This window comes from Streptomyces sp. NRRL F-2664 (genome assembly GCF_000719345.1).
Lineage (GTDB): Bacteria > Actinomycetota > Actinomycetes > Streptomycetales > Streptomycetaceae > Streptomyces.
The window spans coordinates 165,308-186,335 of the sequence record NZ_JOFX01000002.1 but is presented as its reverse complement, the minus strand read 5'-3'; the positions used below and the strand labels follow the sequence as shown (position 1 = coordinate 186,335).

Genomic DNA, 21,028 nt, shown 5'->3' with positions numbered 1-21,028 from the left:
TCGGTCAGACAGCGAGGAAGAGCGCGGCGAGAGTCAGGGCCAGGACGTGCGCGGTCTGGTCGACGTGCGCGGCGCCACCGTGGGCGGCCCAGCCCTGCTGGCGGGCCAGCCGCATCCACGCGGCGACGGGCCACCGCCGGTCGATGAACCCGTGGCTGATGCCGATCCAGACGACGGCGGCCACCGCGGGCAGCAGGGGAAGATGCCACCCCAGCCCGACCGAGCCGACGGCCAGGAGCAGGCCGCAGATCAGCACGTGGGTGGCGGAGTGGGAGACGTTGGCGGCCCAACCGATGCGTCCGCATCCGGCCTTGTGGGCGGCCTGGTGGTCGGTCTGAAACGGGTAGTCGGCCAGCAGATGCCCGACGTAGAGCAGAAACGCGATCTCAGCGAACATGACAGCCCCTTCCGGGCAGGTCAGACGTGCTGTCGGCAGCGGGATACGCACACGGGACACACATGCCGAGGGAGACCGGGATGACGTATCCGACGTCGTTACGGCAGGCGGGGCAGGTACGGCGGGCGGCGTTCGCCCGGTCCAGAGCGGCGGTCTTGGCGGGGGTCATCGGGCGGACGGGGCGGGCGCGGTCGATCCGGTACAGGTAGGCGATCAGTGGGCCGCGCCGGCGGCGGGGCCGCTCCAGCTGGGCGGCGACGTCCTGACCGCCGGGCCGCAGCCCTGCCGCTCGGAGCTGGCGGCGCGTGGCCAACCCGTCCGGTGCCAGACGCCATCGGTAGACGGGAAGCGTCGCCATCAGCCGGTCGAGGCGTCGCGTTCGGCCCGCAGCGTCTCCCGCAGCCACCGGGCGTTGACCGGGGATGTGCGGAGCGCCTTGCGGATCCGGTCACCGGTCACGTGCTCGGAGGGCCAGGACTCGGTCAGCTGCCGGGCCTCAGCGAGCAGTTCCTCCCGGGTACGGCGCGGGACGCTGGTGCGGGCGATCTCCGGCACCCGGCCGGTGGCCCGACGACGGACCGGCCCGTCAGCCGCAACCGCACGCATCACCGGCCGATCGGACGACTCCGCCGGATCCACGGCAGGCGACTGGGTGGGCTCTTCCGTCCGGAGCGGATCGGGGACGACCGGAGGGGGCTCCAGGGCCCGCAGTGACTGCTCAGAGGTAGACCGCTCCATACCGATCTGCTCAGATTGCTGCTGATTTGTGGGGTGGATCGGTTCGGTGGATCGGTCGACCTCCAGCTCCACCACCGGGGCGGGGCCCGCCACCGCGATCGCCAAGGGAGTTGAGGCTCCGAACATGGCGGCCAGGGCGGAGTCGGCGCCGGCCGTGACGCGGTCGCGCTGAACATCGAGCAGCCGCTCACCCAGGGCGAGGTCACCGGCGCCGACCTTCCCGGCAAGCTTCCACGCCACCAGTTCGGACTTCTGCCGCACCTTCTCGTCGGGGTGACTCGCTGCCACCGCCTGCCGGTACGCCAGTGCCTGCACGATGGCGGCGGCCTTCCGGTCGGCTTCGGCGTCGCGTCCGTCACGGTGGACCACGATCCGGCGGGCGAGGAACGCCGCGCCCTCGGCGGCCGTGGTCATGCCCATCGGGGTCAGGGCGTAGATCACGGTCTCGCCGGGGTCGGTGGCAGCCATCGCAGACATGACCGCCGCGGCGGCGGGAAGAGCCCACAGCCCCGCCCGGATCACCATCGGCGAGGACTGCCCCAGCATCGTCAGCCCGAGCAGCACCAGCGCCAGCACGGCCGTCGCACCCTCACCGGCCGCGACCGCACCCAATGCTGTCCCCGCACCGTAGGCGGCCGAGATGTTCGAGTAGGTACCGAACCCGCCGGCCACACCTGTGGCGACCATCGGCACGAACGCCGCGGTCAGCACCACCTTCTGCGCTCGGCTCAGGGTTTGCCTGGCCGTATTCACGCGGCACCACCCGGCACCTGCTGCGTCGCGGCGGCGAACGTGCGGCGAGCCTCCAGCAGCCGGTGAACCGCCCGCCGGAACCGGCGCTCGTCCAGCTCGTTCGGCACCCGGTCCATCAGGGCGATGCGAACGTCCAGCAACTCGACCTCGGCGGAGATGACCGGCATCTCCTCCTCGATCGCGTCCAGCTCCGCGGCCGACGGCTCCAGACCGTCGGACCACGGGGTAACGCGCTTCTGAAGTGCAACGATGGACTTCACGGGTCTTGCTCCTTCGAGAGAGGAACGGGACCCAACAGCAGCCTCCGGCGCGGGAACGCCGGGGGCTGCACTGCGTTGGGATGCAGCAGGGACAGCACTCACTCGGGCGAGCACAGCAACTCCAAGAGGAGCGACTTGTCCTAGGACTGTTCGCCGTTGAGGTAGACCATGACACTCCAGTCCTAGGACTGTCAATGTCCTAGGACTGTGGGAAACTGGCCATGTCGAGAGGAGTGCCCGGTGGCACCGAAGTGGCGAGAGCTGGCCGACAAACTGGCCGAGCAGATCAAGAACGGCGACTACACCCCTGGCCAACTGCTGCCGCAGATTCGCGACCTGGTCGAGGCAGGCGAGGGCTCCAAGGCCACCGTCAATGCCGCCTACAAGGCCCTGGAGGCCGAGGGGCTCGTCACGTCGTCGCGCGGCGTGGGGACGATGGTGCGCGCACAGACCCCGTTGAAGCGCATCGGAATCAGCCGCTACGACAAGGCGAAATGGCGGGACGGGGACGAGGTCGCGTTCATCGCGGACCGGGTCGCTTCCGGTCGTACCTACCGGCGTGGCGAGCAGACCCAGTCCGTCAGCCTCATCGAAGCGCCCGCCCCTGCGGCTGAGGCGCACGGCTTGCCCGCCGGCGCCCAGGTGTACGCGCGCGCTCGCCTCGTGAAGGAGGGTGAGCAGCCGACGCACACGCTCACCAGCTACTACCGCCCTGAGCACGTCGAGGGCACGCGCATCGTCGACCCCACCCCCGGGCCCGCGGGCCGCGGCGGCGGTTTCCGGGTCCTGTACGACGCCGGTTACGAGATCGACCACATGAAGGAACGCATCTTCGCGCGCGTCCCCACAGCCGACGAGATCAAGCTCCTGAAGCTGCCGACGGGCGAGCCCGTAGTTGAGCTCCACCGCACGACGTACACCGAGGACGGGACAGTCGTCGAGTTCGCCATAGGGGTCCACGCCGCTTCGCGCTTCGCCTGGGAGTATGAGTTCAAAGTCCCGGACTCGGCCGAGGGTGGCGAACAGAAGTGATCTCTGAGCAGGCGTGGGCGGACGCGGAACTCATCTGGGACTTCCACCAGATGCACCATGAGCCGCGCCCCTGCTCAGTCGCGGTCGGCCTTGGCAGTCACGACCTGGGCGTGGCTGACACCACGGTCGACCTCTATCAGCGCGGCTTGGCGCCCCTGATCGTGTTCACCGGCGCCACCAGCCCGACGACCCGAGCCCGGATGCCGCGCGGGGAGGCGGTGCACTACCGCGAGCGGGCGTTGGAGCTGGGCGTCCCGCCTGAGGACGTCCTCGTGGAGCCCAACGCCCGCAACACCGGAGAGAACATCCGGCTAACCCGGACCCTGCTGGAAGACGCCGGCCGCCCCATCGAATCCGTACTGCTGATCAGCAAGCCGTACGAAGAGCGGCGTGCGTACGCCACTGCGCGGAAGCTGTGGCCGGAGGTCGAGGTCATCAGTGCGTCCACGCCGATGACCTTCACGGAGTACGTCGATTCCATCGGTGACCCGAAGGTCGTCATCGACATGCTCGTCGGCGCCTTCCAACGCCTCCAGCTCTACCCGGATCAGGGATTCATGGTCTACATGCCGGTGCCGGACACCGCTCTCACCGCCTATGAACGCCTGCGCGACCAGGGTTTCACCAGCAGATTGATCACTACCCCCTGAACGATGATCACGGGAAACCTTGTAGATTGACCTCGCTTTCGAACTGGGGGTAATCGTGACGAGTCCGGATTCAGCGCCTCACGGGCAGTATTCAATCGCTACCACTCATCCACACATAGCGAATGAGCTGGTATCGGTGATCGGATTCAATGACATAACACGTGAGACCTTGCACCCTCTTGCGCCACACCCTTGCGAATGGCGATGCACGGCTTGCACTCATGAATGGATTGCCAGCGCCAAGAAGCGCACTTCCGGCCGTGCAGGAAGCGGATGCCCGAAGTGTGGACGCCTGCGAACTATTAACGCGCGCAGGATAGCGCAGCCGGGAAAATCCCTGACGGACATTTATCCGCAAGTTGCAGCGGAGTTCATCGAAAACCTCGAGAACGAACTCACAGCCGTCCAGCTCAAACCCCAGAGCGCCTACCAATGTAGATGGCGCTGCGGAACATGCCGTCACGAATGGATTGCGACTCCACAAAATCGAACACGTGGAAACACTGGCTGCCCCTCATGTTTCGCCGCAAGACGCGGAAAATGGAAGCGCCACCCCGATGGCACGTCACGAACCGCCCATGAAATTCTGGGGGATATTGCCGACGAGTTCGTCCAAAATCTAACAACTCCGGGAGTTGGCCTGACCGAGCTTAAGCCGGGTTCTGCAGATAAATGCGACTGGATTTGCTCTACCTGCGGCCACATTTGGGTGGCAACGGTGGCCTCGCGTGTCCGCTCGCATCGAAATCGACCCGGCTCCGGGTGCCGCAAATGCTACGACCGTCGTATCGCCACCCACCGCCGGCTCCCCAAGCAAGGGGAGTCACTCAATGATCGCCATCCGCGTATCAGCCGCAGCTTTGTTGAGAATCTGACCACACCCGGTGAGGGCCCCGGGCAGCTGAAAGTCGGCAGCAATGACCGCTGCCGGTGGAGGTGCCCGAACGGACATGAGTGGGAGGCTCGCGTTCTTACACGGACCAACGGGTCCGAGTGCCCAAGATGCTCATCGGCCGGCAGGTCGCGATTCGAGCTCGAAGTGCGCTTTCTCCTAGAAGCATCCACCGGCACGGACATACTGTGCGACTTCGAAATCAAGGAGCTTAGTGGAGCTTCGGGCCGATCACCCAGAGTGGATCTGTTCGTACCCGAGATACAGCTGTACATTGATTTGGATCCGCTCCACACTCACAAGTCCGAGCGCACTATCGCAAACGACACCCGAAAGAGTCTTCTCCTGCGCAACCTGAACTATGTCAGAGTTCGCGCACGGGGACTTCCTCAAATTCCAGGCGAGACTCTAATTGTCAACGACGCGACGAGGGACGGAATCGACCCTCACATCTGGACCTCGACACTCCGCCCACTTATGACAGCTCACGGACTGCCATTCAATCCCTTGCCCACAGAGGGAATCAAACAAGCCCTCCTTAAAGCCGCGGAGGCGTGGGCGGAGACTAAAGGAAAAGTCAGGTATGCGTCAGCCGCCACCAAACATCCGCACCTTGTGGCCGAATTCAGAAGGAATCTCACAAACCCGCTATTCGACCTTTCCTTGCGCTCTCCGTCTTCATCCGATGTCGCAGAATGGCAGTGCCACAAATGCGGCCGCACGTGGGAAAGCACCATTCGAAACAGAGCGACCAAGGGATCAGGTTGCCATTTCTGTCACCGTCAAGGAGTTTCAAGCAACAACAAAGCACGCTCCTCTGCACCCCCCGGCCAGTCCCTTGCGGAACTAGAGCCCGAAATCGCATCTCGATTCATTCGCTGCCTGAAGGATCCGAACCGAAATCCACACAACCTCAGAATGCAGAGCAATCTGGAGTGCGAGTGGTACTGCCATACGGGTCGACATACATTTACGGCAGCCGTGTTTTCCGTATCTCGCGGGGCAAAAAGGAGGTGCTGCCGATGACGCAACTCGCTAACCGGCTCATGCCCTGCACGTTTCAGCTCACGTGACACCGTCCTCCCCGATAGGGGAGACCGCCCTAAGGAGAGCCAAGCAGTCCCGCCCGAAATCTGTTAGGACCCACATCTCACGTGCGTCTGGGGCATCGTCTCCGGGGAGCCTGCCGATCCCGTCATCTATGACAAGTCCCTCCGCAGTCAGACGGGCGATCGAGGCGTCTAGAGCCATGGCGAAGCCGGGCAGCTCGTTGAGGATCTCGGGTCGCCTCCATCCAGGCAGGCGATCTTGTGCCCAGCCTGTCGGCGCCGGGTACGTCTGTCTGGAGATGACCTCCAGGAGCTTGACCTCTGGCGGCTCGATGCTTGCGAGTCCGCGAACGCGGAGACGCTCCGCGTCGACGGTGGTTTCGTCCCGCACCCCGCGTCCCAAGCACCGCCCGAGCGCAATGATCTTTTCATCCAGGGGCGTTGCCATGGCGCTCTGTACGGTCTCCGACATCAACGTCAGGAGATCAGAGCTGGTCTCGATCGTCTGAACAAGCCTGTCCAGAGACTGACCCGCTTCCCGAGAACTAGCAGCAAGCGCCTGCCTTCCTCGCTCGGCACGGCGTGCGCGATCCATCTCGACAAGGCGCAGGAGCGGGGCGTCGACGAACTCCTTGAGTGCCCCGAGTGCTATGCCTGCGATTGGGTTGGCTGCACCGACTACTGCGACGATCGCTCCGGTTGCGGCCTTGACGCCGGACTCGGCCGATGATCCTGCCCTTGTCTCACTTGCTTCGTGGCCCATATTCGCGATGCTAGCGAGCTACGGGTGCCGTGGTACGGCTTTGGTCCGCGACGGTGGACAGCACCTCAGTCGGCCTCTCAGCCGCTCGTTGGCGGTGAGTGTCTAACTGGGTGACACCCACGGCGCACAGCGGCGGACGTAGGCGGACGCCTACGGACGATCGGCACTGGTCAGCGGCACACAGGTCACCGCTCGGCCACTGGCCTGCGCTGCTTCGGGGCGAAGAGGTCGTGAGTTCAAACCCTGACGCCCATACAGAGCAGGACCCGGTGGAGTGCCCCGAGACATCGGATCACACCCCTGTTTGGCGTTCGCAGTTCCCCGGTGCCAGCAGGCAGCCGGCGTGCATCATCAGTGCACCTACGAACCGGCTACCGAGGGAAACAACATGGATGCAGGAGCGGTGGCAGAGCAGGCAGAGCGAGATGACTGCCAGGAACGAGGCTCGGGATGCCAAAGCTCTTGAGCGGCATGATGCGGTGGTCGAGGACGCAGAGAGCGTGATCGTGACGGCGGCGATCCACGCGTTCGAACGGGGCGATGGCTGGTTCGAAGCCGAGGTCGATCAGCGCAGTACGAGCGGCTGGTCGGTCTACGGGGCCGCTGCGGTGGACTTCGGCGGGCCGGCTCCCACGAAGCGCGAGACCACCCGGCCGAGGCCGGGCGGGGCCTCGCCCCGGAGTGACCTGCTGTCTCGGATTGAGGATGAGGGGTGGTCCCTCCACACCGCCCAGTACGTCTACGTGCACCTCAGCGAGGAGTCCCGGCCCGACGGGCTCTTGTCGAAGGATCGGGTGGCGGTCAAGGGGAAGATCGTCGGCTTGTACCTGTTCCGTAGGGCTCGTTGATTGCTGATCGGATGACGGCCTCGTGGCGGAACTGGTGCTTCCGGTGAATGCGCGTGACGGTAGCCGCTCAAAGCAGCGAGGAGGCAGCTCCGCCGCTGGTCAGCGCCCTGACCTCGGCGGAGCACGTAGGTCTCTTCTAAGCACTTGGCCGCAGGTTCGAGTCCTGCCGGGGGTACACATTCTCCACCACAAGCCCTCCCTCCGCGGAGGGCTTTTGCGCAGGTGGCGGCGGTGGTAGCACCCTCTACGCCCCGCAATCCCCGCAGTTGGCGCGCCACGGGTCGGCGGCGGGGCGGCACCACCGCCCTCCTCCTCCCCTTCCCCCATGGACCGACTTGCGGGAAGCCGCGGCGTGGGGTTGCGTCGAAAGGAGTGCGGGTCCCTTCCCCGGTTCCTTCCCGCCCTGCCCCTCTCCCCTCGACCTGGGGGTGAAACCCCGTGCTCTTCACCGACCGCTCGGACGCCGGAGAGCGCCTCGCCGCGGCCCTGCGCCCGCTGGAGGCGGCACGTCCCGTCGTCCTGGGCCTGCCCCGCGGCGGCGTCCCGGTGGCCTTCCCCGTGGCGCGGGCCCTCGGCGCCCCGCTCGACGTGATCGTGGTCCGCAAGCTCGGCGTGCCCTCCCACCGGGAGCTCGGCTTCGGCGCCATCGGGGAGGGCGGGGTACGCGTCATCAGCGAGGACATCGTCCGCACCGGCCGGCTCACGCCCGAGGACGTGGCGGCGGTCGAGCGCGCGGAGGAGGCGGAACTCACCCGGCGGGCCCGGGCGTTCCGCGGTGACCGGCCCCGCGTGGCCCTCGACGGCCGGACGGTGATCGTCGTGGACGACGGGATCGCCACGGGCGCCACGGCCGCCGCCGCGTGCCAGGTCGTACGGGCGCAGGGCGCGGCCCGGGTGGTGCTGGCCGTGCCGGTGGCGCCGCCCGACGCGGTCGCGTGGCTGCGCACCGCGGCCGACGAGGTGGTGTGCCTCTCCTCGCCACCCGCCTTCCGGGCCGTCGGCGAGTGGTACCGGGACTTCGCCCAGACCTCCGACGAGGAGGTCGTCTCGCTGCTGGCGCGGGCGGCGGCCGGCCCCGCGGCCGGGCAGGCCCCGCCGGCGGCCGCGGTCGAGGTGGACGCGGGCGGCCTGCCGCTGGCCGGGGACCTGGCCCTGCCGGAGGGCGCCCGGGCGGTCGTGATGTTCGCCCACGGCTCCGGCAGCAGCCGCCGCAGCCCGCGCAACCGGGCGGTCGCCGCCGAGCTGCACCGGGCGGGCCTGGGCACCCTGCTCTTCGACCTGCTGACGCCCGCCGAGGAGACCGACCGGGCCAACGTCTTCGACATCGGGGCCCTGGCGGGACGGCTCGTGGACGCCACCGCCTGGCTGCGCCGGCGGACGCCCCTGCCGGTCGGCTACTTCGGGGCGTCCACCGGCGCTGCGGCCGCACTGTGGGCCGCCGCCGACGTCGCAGCGGATGTCGGGGCCGTGGTGTCGCGGGGCGGCCGGCCCGATCTCGCCGGGCCCCGGCTGGCCGCCGTACGGGCTCCCACGCTGCTCGTCGTCGGCGGCGAGGACACCACCGTGCTGGACCTCAACCGCCGGGCGCAGCGGGAGCTGCGCTGCGAGAACCGGCTGGAGGTCGTGCCGGGAGCCACACACCTCTTCGAGGAGCCGGGCGCCCTGGAGGCGGTGGCGCGCCTGGCCGGTGACTGGTTCACCCGGTACCTGGCGCCTTAGGTCCTGTCGGGCGGACCGGGGTCGGTCGGGGCGAGGGGCGGCGGGACATCCCCTGGGGTGCCGCCGGGGCCGGGGCGCGCGACGATGGGGAGATGGAGCAGGCGTCCGCGGGGGATGTCAGCGGCCCGGCGCGCATCGCCCGGGCGGGTGAGGGCATCGGCGAGGACGAGTTGGCCCTCGCGGCCCGCAACCACGGCCTGCCGCTGGAGGCCCTGCGCTACGACGTCACCCCGCCCGGGCTGCACTACGTCCTCGTCCACTACGACATCCCCGACGCCGAGGCGGACGGCTGGAGTCTGACCGTCGGCGGCCTGGTCCGTACACCGCTGTCGCTGGGCCTCGACGCCCTGCGCGCGTTCCCCGCGGTCACCCGCCGCGTCACCATGGAGTGCGCGGGCAACGGCCGGGCGCGGCTGACGCCCCGGCCGGTCAGCCAGCCGTGGCTGGTGGAGGCGGTGGGCACCGCCGACTGGACCGGGGTGCCGCTGAGCCTCGTCCTGGAGCGGGCGGGGGTGCGGTCCGACGCCGTCGAGGCCGTGTTCTCGGGAGCCGACCACGGCGTGGAGCGCGGCGTGGAGCAGGACTACCGGCGCAGTCTGCCGCTGCCCTACGCCACCGGGGAGGACTCCGGTGTGCTGATCGCCTACGCCATGAACGGCCTGCCCCTGCCGCCGCAGCACGGCTACCCGCTGCGGCTGGTCGTCCCCGGCTGGTACGGCATGGCACACGTCAAATGGCTGCGCGACATCACCCTCGTGGACGCGCCGTTCACCGGCTTCCAGCAGTCCGTGGCCTACCGCTTCCGGCGGGCCGCCGACGGCCCGGACGACCCCGGTGAGCCGGTCACCCGGATCGCGCCGCGGGCGCTGATGATCCCGCCGGGCTTCCCCGACTTCATGTCGCGGACCCGCATCGTGCGCCCCGGGCGCGTCCGCGTACGGGGGCGGGCCTGGTCCGGCCACGGGGCCGTCGCCCGGGTGGAGGTGAGCGCCGACGACGGCCTGACCTGGTCGCGGGCCGAGGTGGCGGCGGCGCAGCCGCACCCGTGGGCCTGGCAGGCCTGGAGCTGGGTCTGGACGGCCGCGCCGGGCCGCCACGTCCTCAGCGTCCGCGCGACGGACACCGAGGGCCGGACGCAGCCGCTCGAACAGCCCTGGAACCGCGGCGGTTTCGGCAACAACGCGGTGCAACGGGTCCACGTGCTCTGCGTCTGACCCGTTCCGGGACGGGCCGTCAGGAGATGCCGAGGAGCCTGACCGCCTGGTAGTACGTCCACGCGGTGCCGTCGCAGGAGCGCTTGCGGTTGCCCGAGTAGCGGGCGCACACCCGCTGGAGGTCCGCGTGGAACGCTTCGTCGAGCCGGGCCTTGGCGGCGGGGAAGATGCCGGCGGCGCGGTGGTTGCGGTAGCCGAAGTCGTGGCGGGCGCAGGCAGCGGCGAAGGGGAAGCCGAAGGGGTTGTCCGGGGAGGTGGTGCACTGGTCGGTCGACCAGTCGAAGGCGTACGCGGCCCACGCGGCGCGGTGCTCGCGCGCGTCGGCCCAGGCCGCGTAACTGGCGGCGCCGGGCTGGGTCCAGCGGCTCAGGACCTGCGGTTTGTCGGCCGGTACCTCGGGCGCGGCCCAGGCGGCGGGAGCGAGGGCGAGCACGGCGGTGGCGGTGCAGGTGGCGAGGGCGGGCAGGAGGCGGCGACGGCGCATGGGGGTCCTCGGGAGCCGGACGGACGGTCAACCCGCCAACGGGGGCGGCCGCCGCGCGGTTACTGGGCGGCCCGGTCGGTGGGCGGTACGGCTGCCGGCGGGGTGGCCGGTCTCCGAGGGCCACCGCTGGGGGCGGAGCCCCCTCCCAGGTATGAGGCCGTGTGCTACCTGCGGCCAAGGCACGGTTCGTTCTGAGGAAGGACGCGCGAGCGGGTCGCCCCCGCCGACACTGGAGGGCATGAACCGCCGCCCGTTCGTCATCGCCGCCGCCACCGTGGGGGTCCTCGCCACCGCCGCCTTCGCCCTGCCCGACCTGCCGCCCAACCCGGTGACCGACACGATCGACCACAAGGTGTTCAAGGAGAAGGGCAAGCGCTTCGCGACCGCCGCCGATGCCCCGGCACGCGCGGGGGCGCCGTTCGCGCTGCCCTCCTGGATACCGAAGGACGCCACCGACGTCCGCATACGGGTGCGCACCAGCGGGGAGTCCCGGCTGATCCGGTTCGACCTCGGCAAGACGCCGCTGGACGGCCCGCGCTGCACGGCGGGCACCCCCAGGCAGCAGGGCGCCCCGGACCTGCACGCCCGGTGGTGGCGGCCGGACACCCGGGAGGCCGAAGTCCGTACGGAGTGCCGCGACTTCCACCAGTACCAGGTCGCGGTGCACGGCAAGCGGGTCTACGCCTGGACCGACGGCACCCCGTCCCCCCGCGCCGACGGCTAGGGAGCCGGCACGCCTTCCGGCACGCTCCGAACGACACGCTTCGGCGGCGCAACGCCCGGCAGCGCGACTCAGCGGATCCGGTCACCTCCGGCGTGACCATGTCGTGGGTACGCAGCCCGCCACTGGTCTCCAAGTCAGCCACGGTACGCACCGGTTGACGACTGCGGTGTGTCACCGGCCGGTGTGTGCGTGCCGCCCGCCACGCCGTGCCGCGATGCGTGCGGCGGGCGGCCGCGCGCGCATATCGTGACCGCCATGGACATCCGCCGGGCCCTCACCCCCGCCGAACTCGCGGCCGCCGCATCCCTCTTCGACGGGCCCGCCCGCGAGGAGTGGTCCGAGCGCTTCCTCGCCGCCCCCGGGCACCTGATGCTCATCGCGTACGTCGACGGCGTACCCGCCGGGATGGTCTCCGGCATCGAAATGGTCCACCCCGACAAGGGAACGGAGATGTGCCTCTACGAGCTGTCGGTGGACGAGGGCTACCGCCGCCGCGGGATCGGCCGCGCCCTGACGCTGGCCCTGGCGGACGAGGCCAGGCAGCGCGGCTGCTACGGCATGTGGGTGGGGGTCGACACGGACAACGAGGCGGCCCTGGCCACCTACGACGCGGCCGGGGCCCGCGACGAGGGAGTGTTCACCATGCGCGGCTGGCCCCTCGCCCCCTGATCCGGCCCGGACGTCCGCGGGCCGGCGCCCCCCGGGCGGCGGCGTGTCGTGCGGCCACTCGGCGCACCCTCCGCGCGTCCGTACCGCCGTTCGCCGAGCATCGGGCGCATGACCCCCTTCGCTCCGCTGGTCCCCGCCGCGCTCCTGGCGGCCGCCGCCACCACCCTCGCCCCACCGCCGGACACCGCCGCCGCGCCCGACGGACCCGTCGCCCCCTACGTCGTCACCCTGAAGGACACCGCCTCGCGCGCCCCGACCCGTGCCCTGGCCGCCGAGGCCGCGGAGGCCGGCGACGAGGTCGGCCCCGTCTACGAAGCCGTCCTCGACGGCTTCGCCGTCCGCACCACCGCCGCGCGGGCCGCCGCCCTGGCCGCCGACCCGCGGGTGGCCTCCGTGGAACCGGACGCGGTGTTCCACACCACCACCGGCATCGACACCCCCCAGGTACAGCCGCAGAGCCCCGCGCCCTGGACGCTGGACCGGATCGATCAGCGCGAGCTGCCGCTCGACGGTTCGTACACGTACGCCACGAAGGCCGAGGGCGTCACCGTCTACGTCGTCGACACCGGGATCAACACCCGTCACCAGGAGTTCGGCGGCCGCGCCCGTTCCGGGACGAACGCGGTGTTCCTGGAAGGCTCCCGCGACTGCAACGGGCACGGCACGCACGTCGCGGGGACCGTGGGCGGGGCGACGTACGGGGTCGCCAAGGGTGTCTCCCTCGTCTCCGTGAAGGTGGCCGACTGCCGCGGCGACGGCCGCCTGTCGGCCATGATCAAGGGGCTCGACTGGGTGGTGAAGGACGCGGCCCGCTCCCCCGGCACTCCGGCCGTGGCCAACATGAGCATGGGCGGCAGCCGCAGCCGCGCCCTCGACTCCGCCGTCCTGCGGATCACGGCCTCCGGGATCACCTTCGTCGCCGCCGCCGGAAACGACGGCAGGAACGCGTGCGGCGGATCCCCGGCCTCCGTCCCGCAGGCCGTCACCGTCGGTGCGACCGACGCCGAGGACCGCCGGGCGCGGTTCTCCAGCTACGGCTCGTGCGTGGACCTGTTCGCGCCGGGCGTCTCCGTCGTCTCCGCCTCGAAGGACTCCGCCACCAGCACGGCCCGCTCCTCGGGCACCTCCATGGCCGCGCCACACGTGGCCGGCGCGGCCGCGCTGCTGCTGGCGGGCGGCACGGTGCGCACCCCGGCCGAGGTGGCCGAGGCGCTGGTGCGGGGAGCCGTTCCCGGCCGCATCACCGGGCTGCCGGCCGGCACCCCGAACCGGCTGCTGCACATCCCGACCGTCCACCCGGCCGCGGTGAAGCCGGAGGCACCACCGGCCGTCATGCACCCGGCCGCCCCACCGACCGTCCCCCCGGCCGCCGGTAACCCGGCCGTCGGGAATCCCGGCGTCGGGAATCCGGCTGTCGTGGCCCCGGCCGGATAGCGCCCGACTGCCGGACGGGGCCCAACTGCCGCATGGGGCCCAACGGCCGGACGGGGCCCGACGGCCGGACGGGGCCCGACGGCCGGACGGGGCCCGACGGCCGGAAAAGGCCGGATAGCGCCTGGACCCCGGGCCGGGCCGGCGGACACGCCGCCCACCCCGATCGGTCGGTGTCCGTCGGGCCGCCCGATGGGCCATCAGCCCTTCCCTGATGGCCCATCAATTTCTGTGTGCTTCCGGACAAAGCAAGTCATTGACTTCTCATCACCGTGACGCGTCAATATCGGCCACCGCACCGGCTCGGCCTCCCCCACACAGCGGGTGGGGGGAGGTTTCGTCACGACGAAGGAGTCGCGACCCAGTGAGTACGAGAACGCATCGACGCAGAGTGCCGGCAGCGGCGGCGGCCCTGTCGCTGGCCCTCACCGGCGCCGTGGCGGGCCTGGCGGGCCCCGCGCAGGCCGCGACCAGGACCACTGTCGTCTTCGAGAACTGTGACGCCCCGGCGCCGCAGCCGGACGGCTCGGGCAACCAGAACTGGACGGTCACGCTGCCCGACGGCGCGAAGGCGGGCGACGTCGTCCCGATCACGATCGACCCGGGTGCGAGCCCCCTGATCCCCTCGTTCTCCGTCACCACGGTGAACACCTCCAAGATCACCCTCAAGGTCGGCGCGACCACCCAGGTGGTGACCAGCCCACCGGAGACCGTGTCCGTCGTGGCCGGGCAGCCGCTCGACCCCAAGGCGTTCTCCGGCACCATCAGAATCCCCGACGGCACCGAGGGCACCACCGTCCAGGTCGCCCTCGATCTGGCGGTGACGGACGCGGACCTCTCCGGCTCCGTCTTCACCACCACCTGTACCCCGGCCCCCCGGCCGAGCGCCTCGCTCGGATCGGTCGCGGTCGAGGCCCTGCCCAAGGATCCGGTCACCACGAAGCTGACGCCCAACAGCGGTCCGGCGGGCACCGCCGTCGTCGTGAACGGCGCCAACTTCCCGGCCGGTCCGGTCACCTGCTCCGCCCTGCTCGCCGGAGCGGCGACCGGTGACACCGGCACCGGTACCGCGGACGCTTCGGGCGCCGCGACCTGCACGATCACAGTCACCAAGAAGGCCGACACGATCAGGATCGACGGTTCGATCACGCCGTACAAGGCCTTCGTGTTCACGGAGGACCAGCCGGGCGTGAAGAACCCGGTCGACGTCGAGATCCTGCCCGGACCGCTGGCCCTGGGCCCGAAGGACGGCCAGCCGGCCGTCAGCTTCGGCGCGGTCACCATCAACGGCAAGCCCCAGTCGGTGGTCGGTGTGTTCAACGCCGCGACCGTCCAGGACTTCCGCGGCGGCTCGCTCGGCTGGGACGTGACGGCGACGCGCACGCCGTTCCTGAACCAGACCACCGGCCACTCGATGCCGAAGGCGCAGATCGGCATCCAGCCGTCCTGCACCGTGACGAACCCGGACAGCCCGAGCACCTGCACCGCGGGCACGCCCGGCGCGATCTCGGACGTCCCGATGAAGGTCGCGTCCCAGGCCGCCGGGGGCGACGAGCTGACCGGTGGCGAGTTCGCCGTCGGCGGCGCCGGGATGATCCAGCTCCCGCCCTTCATGTTCGCCGACACCTACCGGACGGTCGTCACCTTCTCGATCGCCTGACCCGTGCGACCCCGCACGACCGCAAGGCCGCTCCGTCAGGGTGGTGCGGCGCTCCGGCGCCGTACCACCCCTTTCCCCGCTCCGCGCCGACTGGAGACCGCCCATGCGCCCCCGCAGCAGTACGCCCCGCCGCAGACACAGCCGCACCCGCGCCCTGAGCCCCCTGCACGGTCTGCTCCTCGGCCTGCTCGTGCTGGTCGCGGGCCTGCTGCCGACCGCCCCGGCGACGGCAGCCGACAACGGCACGTGGGCGGTGTTCCCGACGCCCACGGCAGGCGCCGCCACGACCGACCGCGCGTACTTCTTCCACGAGGGCGCCGCAGGCACCACCCTCACCGACAGCGTGACGGTCCTGAACTCCTCCGACCGGGAACTGACCTTCCAGGTCTTCGCCACCGACGCCGTCAACACCCCGGCGGGCGGCGCGTTCGCGCTGCTGCCGGTGGAGACGAGGCCGAAGGACGTCGGGGCGTGGATCTCCCTGGCCCCGGAGGCGGCGGGCACCGTCACGGTGCCGGCCAAGGGCCGCAAGGACATCCCCTTCACCGTGCAGGTGCCGGCGGACGCGACGCCCGGTGACCACGTGGGCGGCATCGTGGCCCTGGGCACGGCCGTGGAGGGCGTGCAGCAGGACGGCAAGGTGCAGGTCGGGGTGAAGCGTTCGGTCGGCGCCCGCCTGTACCTCAGGGTCCCGGGGCCCGTCACCCCCGGGCTGAGCGTGGAGGACGTGCGGGTCAGCCGGTCCGCCCCGCTGCTGCCCTGGGTGCAGGACGCCCGCGCCACCGTCTCGTACACGCTGGTCAACCGGGGCAATGTGGTGGTCGGGCCCGAGGTGGCGATCTCCGCGGAGGGCCTGTTCGGCCGGCGGGTGCTGGACCGGCCGGGGCGCGAGCTGCAGCTGGCCCTGCTGCCGGGCCAGCGGATCGAGCTGACCGAACCGTGGCCGGACGCCCCCCAGTCGGACTGGGTGACCGTCAGGATCACGGCGGGTGCGGCGGCCCATCCCGGCCTGGTCTCGCGCGCCGAGAGCGACTTCGTCGCCGTGCCCTGGCCGGCCGTCGGTCTGCTGCTGGTCCTGGCGGGCGCGGGCGGCACCGTGGGGGTACTGCGCCGGCGCCGTCGCGCCGAGAGCGACCAGGAGCAGTCCGTCCTGGACTTGGCCGGAACGCGCTGACCGGCCAAGGTGTCCCCGGGTGACGGTGTCCGGCCATCACCGCTCAGAGCCGTCATCGGCTCACAACGTCGCCGCACCGTTCCTCGTCCCGGACAGCCGCGGCGACCGCTCCCTCGCCCATGCGCTGCGCCGCCGGGGCCCGGCAGCGCCGGTCCGCCCCCCGCGGTGATGCGTGCGGGGGGCGGCTCGGTCCGGGGACGTCCGGGCGGTGCGCGGTCAGTGGTTGCGCGGGAAGCCCAGGTCCACGCCCGCCGGGGCGTCCGACGGGTCCGGCCAGCGGGTCGTCACGACCTTGCCGCGGGTGTAGAAGTGGATGCCGTCGTTGCCGTAGATGTGGTGGTCGCCGAAGAGGGAGTCCTTCCAGCCGCCGAAGGAGTGGTAGCCCACCGGCACCGGGATCGGGACGTTGACGCCGACCATGCCCGCCTCGATCTCCAGCTGGAAGCGGCGGGCGGCGCCGCCGTCACGGGTGAAGATCGCGGTGCCGTTGCCGAACGGCGAGGCGTTGATGAGGGCCACGCCCTCCTCGTAGGTCTCGGTGCGCAGGACGCACAGCACCGGGCCGAAGATCTCGTCGCGGTAGGCGTCGGAGTCGGTGCGCACGTGGTCGAGCAGCGACAGGCCGATCCAGTGGCCGTTCTCGTTGCCCTCGACGGTGTAGCCGGTGCCGTCCAGGACCACGTCGGCGCCCTGCGCGGCCGCGCCCTTGACGTAGGACGCGACCTTGTCGCGGTGGGCGGCCGTGATCAGCGGGCCCATCTCCGAGGTCGGGTCGTTGCCGGGGCCGATCTTGATCTTCTCGGCGCGCTCGCGGATCTTCTCCACCAGCGTGTCGCCGATGGAGCCGACGGCGACGACGGCGGAGATCGCCATGCAGCGCTCGCCGGCCGAGCCGTAGGCGGCGGAGACCGCCGCGTCGGCGGCCGCGTCCAGGTCGGCGTCGGGCAGGACCAGCATGTGGTTCTTGGCGCCGCCGAGGGCTTGCACGCGCTTGCCGTTGGCGGAGGCGGTCGTGTGGATGTGGCGGGCGATGGGGGTGGAGCCGACGAAGGAGACGGCCGCGATGTCGGGGTGGGCCAGCAGCGCGTCGACGGCCACCTTGTCGCCGTGGACCACGTTCAGCACGCCCGCCGGCAGGCCGGCCTCGGCCATCAGCTCGGCCAGCTTGTTGGAGGCCGAGGGGTCCTTCTCGCTCGGCTTGAGGACGAAGGTGTTGCCGCAGGCGATCGCCAGCGGGAACATCCACATCGGCACCATCGCCGGGAAGTTGAAGGGCGTGATGCCCGCGACGACGCCCAGCGGCTGGCGGATCGCGGAGACGTCGACCCGGTTGGACACCGATGTCGACAGCTCGCCCTTGAGCTGCGTGGTGATCCCGCAGGCCAGCTCGACGATTTCCAGACCGCGCGCGACCTCGCCCAGCGCGTCCGAGTGGACCTTGCCGTGCTCGGCGGTGATCAGCTCGGCGACGTCGTCACGGTGGGCGTCGAGCAGGGCCCGGTAGGCGAAGAGCACCTTGGTGCGGGCGGCCAGCGAGGACTGGCCCCAGGTCAGGAAGGCCTCCTTCGCGACCTGTACCGCGGCGTCGACCTCCTCGGCCGACGCGAGCGCGACCTGGGTGGTGACCTCGCCGGTGGCCGGGTCGGTGACCGGGCCGTAGTTCCCCGACGCGCCCTCGACGGTCTTGCCACCGATCCAGTGGTTGACGGTCTTCATGCCTTTTGCTCCTTCACAGATGGCGACGTCGCTGCGCGGCTTGCCGGTCGTACTCTTCACGGGCTTCCACCGCCGCCTTACGGGTCGCGGTCTCGGCCACAGGAACATCCCACCACGCCGGTGCCGGGGGCGGGCCCGACACAGTGTCGGGCGTTCGGGTCTGTACGTAGACACATGTGGGACGCGTTGCCGAGCGGGCCTCGGCGAGAGCTTCCCGCAGGTCACGTACGGTGCGGGCACGGATGACGGCCATGCCGAGGGAAGCCGCGTTGGCCGCGAGGTCCACCGGGAGGGGATCGCCGGTGTACGTGCCGTCGGGCGCCCGGAAGCGGTAGGCGGTGCCGAAGCCCTCGGCGCCCACCGCTCCCGAGAGGCCGCCGATGGAGGCGTAGCCGTGGTTGTCCAGGACCACCACCCGGATCGGGACGCCCTCCTGGACGGCCGTGACGATCTCGGTCGGGTTCATCAGGTACGTCCCGTCGCCGACCAGCGCCCACACGGGCCGGCCGGGTGCGGCGAGCGCGACCCCGAGGGCGGCCGGGATCTCGTAGCCCATGCAGGAGTAGCCGTACTCCACGTGGTACTGGTCCGCGGACCGGGCCCGCCACAGCTTGTGCAGGTCGCCGGGGAGCGAGCCGGCGGCGTTGACCAGGACGTCGGAGGCGTCGACGAGGCCGTCGAGGAGCCCGAGCACCTGCGCCTGGGTCGGGGGGAGGTCCTCCTCGGACGCGGGCACGGCGTACGCCCGGTCGACGAGGCCGTCCCAGCGGACGGCCTCCTGCCGGTACGCCGCCTCGTACGCGGCGTCCACCCGGTGGCCCGCCAGCGCCTCCCGCAGCCCGTCCAGCGCCTCGCGGGCGTCTGCGACCAGGGGGCGGGCGGCGAGCTTGTGGGCGTCGTACGGGTCCAGGTTCAGGCCGACGAACCGGACGCCGGGATGCCGGAACAGGGTCGCCGAGGCGGTGGTGAAGTCGCTGAGCCGGGTCCCGGCGGCGAGGACCACGTCGGCCTCCCGGGCCAGGCCGGCGGCCGTGGCCGTGCCGGTGTGGCCGATCCCGCCGATGTCGGCGGGATGGCCGTGCGGGAGCACGCCCTTGCCCGCCTGCGTGACGGCGACCGGAATTCCGGTCGCCTCGGCGAGGGCGGCGAGGGAGGCCTGGGCCGCGCTGTGCCGGATCCCGCCGCCGGCGACGATCAGGGGGCGCGCGGAGCCGCGCAGCGCCTCGGCGGCTGCGGCGAGCTCGGCGCGGTCGGGCCGCGGCCGCCGTACTCGCCAGACCCGCTCGGCGAAGAACTCCTCGGGCCAGTCGTACGCCTCGGCCTGCACGTCCTGGGGCAGCGCCAGGGTGACGGCGCCGGTCTGCACCGGGTCGGTGAGCACGCGGACCGCCTGGAGGGCGGCCGGTACGAGCGACTCGGCGCGGGTGATCCGGTCGAAGTGGCGGGAGACGGGCCGCAGGGCGTCGTTGACGGAGACGTCCCCGGCGTAGGGCACTTCGAGCTGCTGGAGCACGGGATCGGCGGGGCGGGTGGCGAAGGTGTCCCCGGGCAGCAGCAGCACCGGGATCCGGTTGATCGTGGCGAGGGCGGCGCCGGTGACGAGGTTGGTGGCGCCGGGGCCGATGGAGGTGGTGACGGCGTGGGTGGACAGCCGGCCGCTCTGCCGGGCGTACCCGACGGCGGCGTGCACCATGGCCTGCTCGTTGCGGCCCTGGAGGAAGGGCATGCCGTCCGGGCCGTCGGCGCCGGTCTCCAGGAGTGCCTGGCCGATGCCGGCGACGTTCCCGTGCCCGAAGATCCCCCAGGTGGCGGCGACCAGCCGGTGGCGGCGGCCGTCGCGCTCGGTGTACTGGGCGGCGAGGAAGCGTACGAGTGCCTGTGCGACGGTGAGCCTCATCGGTGGTCCTCCGCTTCCGCCCGGGGGAAGGGCAGCCGGGGGTCGACGTCCTGTCCCTCCCAACTGCCGCGGATCCAGGCGTGGTCCGGGTGGTCGCGGATCAGCCACTCCCGCGGGCTGCCGGTGTCCGGTCCGGCCATCACGTTCAGGTAGTACATGTCGTGACCGGGGGCGGCCATGGACGGGCCGTGCCAGCCGTCCGGGACCAGTACGGCGTCGCCGGTGCGCACCTCCGCCAGGACGTCGGTCCTGCCGGCGGGGGAGGGCGAGACGCGCTGGTAGCCGAGGCCGGGGGTGTCCCCGTGCGGGGCGATCTCGAAGTAGTAGATCTCCTCCAGGCGGGACTCCTCGCCGGGGTGGTGCTCGTCGTGCTTGTGCGGGGGGTACGAGGACCAGTTCCCGCCGGGGGTGAGGACCTCGACGGCGATCAGCCGGTCGCATGCGAAGCCGGTGGGGCCGGCGGCGGCGAAGTTGTTGACCTGGCGCGAGCAGTGGCCCGTGCCGCGCAGCTCGACGGGAACGGTCTCGGCGGGGCCGTAGCGTGCGGGCAGGCGCCGCTCGCACCGCGCCCCGAGGAGCGCGAACCTGCCGCCTGCGGCGGAGCCGACCTCGGTGTGCGCGTCCCGGGGCACGTAGGCGAAGTCGGTGACGGCGTGGAACACCCCCGTCCTCCCCCGCAGTCGGAAGAACTGCGGCTCCGCTGCGGGGGCGCCGCCCCCGAACCCCCGCGCCTCGAACGCCGGCGGGGCTGCATCCGGCCGCCGCCCGCTCTCGGCGAGTTCCGCAGGAAGTCCCATCCCCGCCGGCGTGTGAGGCGCGGGTCCGGCCAGAGCCCGGCAACGGACCTCGCAGGCGCCCGACAGCGGGAGCACGATCCATTCCGCGTCGCCGCAGGCGAATGCGTACGTCTCGCCCGGCTCCAGCGCCAGCACCCGCAGCCGGGTCCACTCCATCGCCC

At 71.2% G+C, this 21,028-nt stretch carries 20 protein-coding genes; 11 read left to right on the top strand and 9 right to left on the bottom strand.

The genetic code is table 11. From position 1 onward, the window contains the following. Positions 1 to 4: 4 nt before the first annotated feature. The 4 genes from IF89_RS0103120 to IF89_RS0103105 are packed head-to-tail and all read right to left on the bottom strand — an operon-like array spanning position 5 to position 2,148. Positions 5 to 397: a DUF3307 domain-containing protein gene (locus tag IF89_RS0103120; protein WP_030760693.1), complete on the bottom strand. Its 393-nt coding sequence runs from the start codon at positions 395 to 397 to the stop codon at positions 5 to 7. Beyond that, the gene (locus IF89_RS41725) at positions 387 to 755 is read right to left on the bottom strand and encodes an RRQRL motif-containing zinc-binding protein (RefSeq protein ID WP_078628062.1); all 369 of its coding nucleotides are present in this window, start codon (positions 753 to 755) and stop codon (positions 387 to 389) included. Before IF89_RS41725 ends, IF89_RS0103120 begins: the two co-directional genes overlap by 11 nt. Continuing rightward, on the bottom strand, positions 755 to 1,888 hold the full coding sequence (locus IF89_RS44435; RefSeq protein ID WP_030760690.1) for a hypothetical protein: 1,134 nt from the start codon (positions 1,886 to 1,888) through the stop codon (positions 755 to 757). Before IF89_RS44435 ends, IF89_RS41725 begins: the two co-directional genes overlap by 1 nt. Next, on the bottom strand, positions 1,885 to 2,148 hold the full coding sequence (locus tag IF89_RS0103105) for a DUF6284 family protein (RefSeq protein WP_030760687.1): 264 nt from the start codon (positions 2,146 to 2,148) through the stop codon (positions 1,885 to 1,887). The genes IF89_RS44435 and IF89_RS0103105 overlap by 4 nt, the downstream gene beginning before the upstream one ends. 240 nt (positions 2,149 to 2,388) lie before the next feature. On the opposite strand from IF89_RS0103105, the gene IF89_RS0103100 reads away from it, so the two are divergent. The 3 genes from IF89_RS0103100 to IF89_RS49575 are packed head-to-tail and all read left to right on the top strand — an operon-like array spanning position 2,389 to position 5,748. After that, positions 2,389 to 3,180, top strand: coding sequence for a GntR family transcriptional regulator (locus tag IF89_RS0103100; RefSeq protein WP_030760684.1), 792 nt, complete (start codon positions 2,389 to 2,391; stop codon positions 3,178 to 3,180). Then, a complete protein-coding gene (locus IF89_RS0103095; protein WP_030760681.1) occupies positions 3,177 to 3,830 on the top strand; it encodes a YdcF family protein in 654 nt (217 codons plus the stop codon). The genes IF89_RS0103100 and IF89_RS0103095 overlap by 4 nt, the downstream gene beginning before the upstream one ends. Before the next feature lie 55 nt (positions 3,831 to 3,885). Next, the gene (locus IF89_RS49575) at positions 3,886 to 5,748 is read left to right on the top strand and encodes a zinc-ribbon domain-containing protein (protein WP_420706862.1); all 1,863 of its coding nucleotides are present in this window, start codon (positions 3,886 to 3,888) and stop codon (positions 5,746 to 5,748) included. 39 nt (positions 5,749 to 5,787) lie between these two features. On the opposite strand, the gene IF89_RS40600 is transcribed toward IF89_RS49575, so the two are convergent. Beyond that, complete coding sequence (locus tag IF89_RS40600; protein WP_158717791.1) at positions 5,788 to 6,534, bottom strand: hypothetical protein; 747 nt, start codon at positions 6,532 to 6,534, stop codon at positions 5,788 to 5,790. Positions 6,535 to 6,959: 425 nt separating this feature from the next. Here IF89_RS40600 and IF89_RS0103085 point away from each other — a divergent pair, with 425 nt between their 5' ends. From IF89_RS0103085 to IF89_RS0103075, 3 genes are all read left to right on the top strand, one after another. Further along, complete coding sequence (locus tag IF89_RS0103085) at positions 6,960 to 7,382, top strand: hypothetical protein (protein WP_158717790.1); 423 nt, start codon at positions 6,960 to 6,962, stop codon at positions 7,380 to 7,382. Positions 7,383 to 7,820: 438 nt separating this feature from the next. After that, complete coding sequence (locus tag IF89_RS0103080; RefSeq protein ID WP_030760675.1) at positions 7,821 to 9,101, top strand: phosphoribosyltransferase; 1,281 nt, start codon at positions 7,821 to 7,823, stop codon at positions 9,099 to 9,101. A 92-nt stretch (positions 9,102 to 9,193) separates the two neighbouring features. Then, complete coding sequence (locus IF89_RS0103075) at positions 9,194 to 10,315, top strand: sulfite oxidase (protein ID WP_030760673.1); 1,122 nt, start codon at positions 9,194 to 9,196, stop codon at positions 10,313 to 10,315. Between the two features lie 19 nt (positions 10,316 to 10,334). Here IF89_RS0103075 and IF89_RS0103070 read toward each other — a convergent pair whose 3' ends face one another. Beyond that, the gene (locus IF89_RS0103070; protein ID WP_030760670.1) at positions 10,335 to 10,799 is read right to left on the bottom strand and encodes a phospholipase; all 465 of its coding nucleotides are present in this window, start codon (positions 10,797 to 10,799) and stop codon (positions 10,335 to 10,337) included. Positions 10,800 to 11,037: 238 nt separating this feature from the next. Between IF89_RS0103070 and IF89_RS0103065 the strand changes: the two genes are divergently transcribed. The 5 genes from IF89_RS0103065 to IF89_RS0103045 all read left to right on the top strand — a co-directional run bounded on the left by IF89_RS0103065 (position 11,038) and on the right by IF89_RS0103045 (position 16,457). Next, the gene (locus IF89_RS0103065; protein ID WP_030760666.1) at positions 11,038 to 11,523 is read left to right on the top strand and encodes a hypothetical protein; all 486 of its coding nucleotides are present in this window, start codon (positions 11,038 to 11,040) and stop codon (positions 11,521 to 11,523) included. 255 nt (positions 11,524 to 11,778) lie between these two features. Beyond that, a complete protein-coding gene (locus IF89_RS0103060; protein ID WP_030760663.1) occupies positions 11,779 to 12,192 on the top strand; it encodes a GNAT family N-acetyltransferase in 414 nt (137 codons plus the stop codon). 108 nt (positions 12,193 to 12,300) lie between these two features. Further along, positions 12,301 to 13,626 carry a S8 family peptidase gene (locus IF89_RS0103055; RefSeq protein ID WP_078628060.1) on the top strand — a complete coding sequence of 442 codons (1,326 nt, stop codon included), beginning with the start codon at positions 12,301 to 12,303 and terminating at the stop codon, positions 13,624 to 13,626. Between the two features lie 361 nt (positions 13,627 to 13,987). Continuing rightward, a complete protein-coding gene (locus IF89_RS0103050) occupies positions 13,988 to 15,283 on the top strand; it encodes a hypothetical protein (RefSeq protein ID WP_234327645.1) in 1,296 nt (431 codons plus the stop codon). A 103-nt stretch (positions 15,284 to 15,386) separates the two neighbouring features. Continuing rightward, on the top strand, positions 15,387 to 16,457 hold the full coding sequence (locus IF89_RS0103045) for a WxL protein peptidoglycan domain-containing protein (protein WP_051806742.1): 1,071 nt from the start codon (positions 15,387 to 15,389) through the stop codon (positions 16,455 to 16,457). A 216-nt stretch (positions 16,458 to 16,673) separates the two neighbouring features. Here the strand turns inward: IF89_RS0103045 and IF89_RS0103040 are convergent, their stop codons facing one another. The 3 genes from IF89_RS0103040 to iolB are packed head-to-tail and all read right to left on the bottom strand — an operon-like array spanning position 16,674 to position 21,023. After that, positions 16,674 to 18,173, bottom strand: coding sequence for a CoA-acylating methylmalonate-semialdehyde dehydrogenase (locus IF89_RS0103040; protein WP_030760652.1), 1,500 nt, complete (start codon positions 18,171 to 18,173; stop codon positions 16,674 to 16,676). 13 nt (positions 18,174 to 18,186) lie between these two features. Beyond that, on the bottom strand, positions 18,187 to 20,070 hold the full coding sequence (gene iolD, locus IF89_RS0103035) for a 3D-(3,5/4)-trihydroxycyclohexane-1,2-dione acylhydrolase (decyclizing) (protein ID WP_030760650.1): 1,884 nt from the start codon (positions 20,068 to 20,070) through the stop codon (positions 18,187 to 18,189). Beyond that, positions 20,067 to 21,023 carry a 5-deoxy-glucuronate isomerase gene (iolB, locus tag IF89_RS0103030; protein WP_030760648.1) on the bottom strand — a complete coding sequence of 319 codons (957 nt, stop codon included), beginning with the start codon at positions 21,021 to 21,023 and terminating at the stop codon, positions 20,067 to 20,069. The genes iolD and iolB overlap by 4 nt, the downstream gene beginning before the upstream one ends. Positions 21,024 to 21,028: the final 5 nt, after the last annotated feature.